This window comes from Zavarzinia sp. (assembly GCF_041650655.1).
In the GTDB taxonomy this organism is placed as follows: domain Bacteria; phylum Pseudomonadota; class Alphaproteobacteria; order Zavarziniales; family Zavarziniaceae; genus Zavarzinia.
In genome coordinates, this window is the sequence record NZ_JBAZKR010000241.1 from 1 (window position 1) to 2,983 (window position 2,983).

The window sequence follows — 2,983 nt, forward strand, 5'->3', positions numbered from 1 at the left end:
CGGGCATGGAAAACAGGCGCGTGAGGAAGACGTCCATTCCCGCGTTGTCGAAAATGCCGGTGGGAATTGCCCGCGACAGGCGCTGGAACGACGCGAGAAAGCCCTGCCGCAGCGGCTTGCGCAAGTAGTCGACGAAAGACTCGACCAACAGCGCCGGCACCGACGCGGCGCGCCGTCCATATTCGCCGAAGGCCGGCTTGAGCAGCATCTCGGGTTCGAAGGGAAATTCGGCCGAGTCGCTGTCGACGAACATGCGATACAGGTAGGCCGGACTCAAGCCATTGGCGAGGCCGGCCGCGATGAAGCTCCCTGCACTGACGCCGACATAGGCATCGAGCTCGTTGAAATCGACACCATCCATCGCTTCCGAGAGCGCCATCAGCGTCCCGATCTCGTAGATCGCGCCGAGCGGACCGCCGCCCGCCAGCGCCAGTGCCATGCGCGGCCGTGCCGCCGCCGGTCTCATGTCAGCCCACTCCGCCGCCAGCCGTCAGGCGATGACTGCGACACTCCGCCGACAGGCGTCAGGATGCCGCCTTACGCACCGGCTTGGCTGCAGCGACCTTCGCCTTGGGGGCTGCGGCCTTGGGCTTCGCTGCCGGCTTCCTGGCGGCCGCCTTGGGTGCAGGCTTGCCTGCCGCCTTGTTCAGCTTTTCCACCTCGGCCTTCAATTCGGCAACGCGCTTGGACAGCGCGGCGACGTCGTCCCGCGTCGGTACGCCAAGGCTGTGCAGCGAACGGGCGACACGGTTTTCAAATACCTGCTCGAGCTTGTCCCACGTCCCCGTTGCCTTCGCTGCCATTTCGGTCACCTTGTCTTCCGCAACCTTGCGGGTGCTTTTCTGGATCGACTCGCCCTGGCGGACCAGCGCGTCGAACACCTTGTTGCCTTCCCGCTGCGCCTTGGCAAACGCGCCAAGCCCCGCCAGCCATATCTGCTGGGCCGATTCGCGAATGGTGGCGGAAAGCTGGCTATCCGTGCCGACCGACTTGAGCTTCTTCACCACGAGCTTCTTGACCATGACACCCTCCTGATTGAATGATCCGTGATGCCTCGGTTCCGAGGCCTCGACAGGCGCCATGCCTGCCACGGAAACCAGACTAGCGATTTCGATTAGAGAGGTCACACTAATGTCCCGCGCGCCCCGCCGGCAGCGATGCTTCTGTATCATTCCACGCGGGACGCCCCTGCCAAGCGGCCGGGGGTCACGTCAGAAAACAACGAGGAGACGCCAATGATTTACTTTGTCACCGGAGCGACCGGATTCATCGGCAAGCGGCTGGTTGCCAGGCTGCTGGAAAAGCCCGCGGCCACCGTGTATTTCCTCACCCGTGACAAGAGTCCCGAGCGCCTCGAACAGCTCTACGGCTACTGGAAGGTCGACCCGGCCCGCGCCATTCCCATCGTCGGCGACCTCTTGCAGCCCTGCCTCGGCGTCGGCAAGGCCGACCAGAAGAAGCTCAAGGGCAAGGTCGATCATTTCTTCCACCTCGCCGCGGTGTACGACCTCGGCGCCAGCGCCGAGAAGCAGATGGCGGCGAATGTCGACGGCACCCGCAACACCGTGGAACTGGCGCAGCAAATCGAGGCCGGCTGCTTCCACCACGTCAGCTCGATCGCCGCCGCCGGCCTGTTCGAAGGCATCTTCCGCGAGGACATGTTCGAGGAAGCGGAGAACCTCGATCATCCCTACTTCGGTTCCAAGCACGAGTCGGAAAAGATCGTCCGCAACGAATGCAAGCGGCCCTGGCGCGTCTACCGCCCCGGCGTCGTGGTGGGCGATTCGCGCACCGGCGAAATGGACAAGATCGACGGCCCCTACTACTTCTTCAAGCTGATCCAGAAAATGCGCACCATGATGCCGTCGTGGATGCCGGCGATCGGCCTCGAAGGCGGCCGCATCAACATCGTGCCGGTCGATTACGTGGTCGATGCGATGTACGTCATCGCCCACAAGAAGGGCCTCGACCGACGCGCCTTCCACCTCACCGACCCGCATCCGCGCCGCGTCGGCGACGTGCTCAACATCTTCGCCCGCGCCGGCCACGCGCCGGAAATGGCGATGCGCGTCAATGCCGCCCTGCTCGGTTTCATTCCGCGCGGCGTCAAGAAGAGCCTGATGGCGCTGACGCCGGTGCGGCGCATCCAGCGCGCCGTAATGAAGGACCTCGGCCTGCCCGAAGACATCCTGCAGTTCATCAACTACCCGACCCGCTTCGACAACCGCGAAACCGAAAAGGTGCTGGCCGGCACCGGCATCAGCGTGCCGAAACTCGAGGACTATGCCTGGAAGCTTTGGGACTACTGGGAGCGCCGGCTCGACCCCGACCTCTTCGTCGATCGCAGCCTCAAGGGCCGCATCGGCGGCAAGGTGGTGCTGGTCACCGGCGGCTCGTCGGGCATCGGCAAGGCGGCCGCCTTCAAGCTGGCCGAGGCGGGCGCCATCACCATCATCATCGCCCGCGACATGGAGAAGATCAACGAAACCCTGGTCGAAGCCAAGGCCCGCGGCCTCAAGCTGATTGCCTACTCGACCGACGTCAGCGACGAGGCGCAGTGCGCCGAACTGATCGCCAGGCTCAAGGCCGACTACGGCGGCGTCGACGTCCTGGTGAACAACGCCGGCCGTTCGATCCGGCGCGGCATCGAGACTTCCTACGACCGCTTCCACGACTTCGAGCGCACCATGCAGGTCAACTACTTCGGCGCCCTGCGCCTGACGCTGGGCGTGCTGCCGCACATGACCGAGAAGCACGCCGGCCATGTCATCAACATCTCCTCGATCGGCGTGCTGACCAACGCGCCGCGCTTCTCGGCCTACGTCGCCTCCAAGGCCGCGCTCGACGCATGGACCCGCTGCGCGGCCTCCGAGTACGTCGATCGCGGCGTCGAGTTCACCACCATCAACATGCCGCTGGTGAAGACGCCGATGATCGCGCCGACCAAGCTCTACGACCACGTGCCGACGCTGACCCCGGACGA

General features: G+C 64.7%; 3 protein-coding genes. 1 reads left to right on the top strand and 2 read right to left on the bottom strand.

The genetic code is table 11. From position 1 onward, the window contains the following. Together WC493_RS22900 and WC493_RS22905 are read right to left on the bottom strand one after the other, a co-directional pair. Nucleotides 1-439: patatin-like phospholipase family protein (locus tag WC493_RS22900; RefSeq protein ID WP_373068897.1), on the bottom strand; the 439-nt coding region annotated here is incomplete at its 3' end. Between the two features lie 85 nt (nucleotides 440-524). Next, nucleotides 525-1,022: a phasin family protein gene (locus WC493_RS22905; protein WP_373068899.1), complete on the bottom strand. Its 498-nt coding sequence runs from the start codon at nucleotides 1,020-1,022 to the stop codon at nucleotides 525-527. 213 nt (nucleotides 1,023-1,235) lie between these two features. Here WC493_RS22905 and WC493_RS22910 point away from each other — a divergent pair. Next, nucleotides 1,236-2,983: SDR family oxidoreductase (locus tag WC493_RS22910; RefSeq protein WP_373068901.1), on the top strand; the 1,748-nt coding region annotated here is incomplete at its 3' end.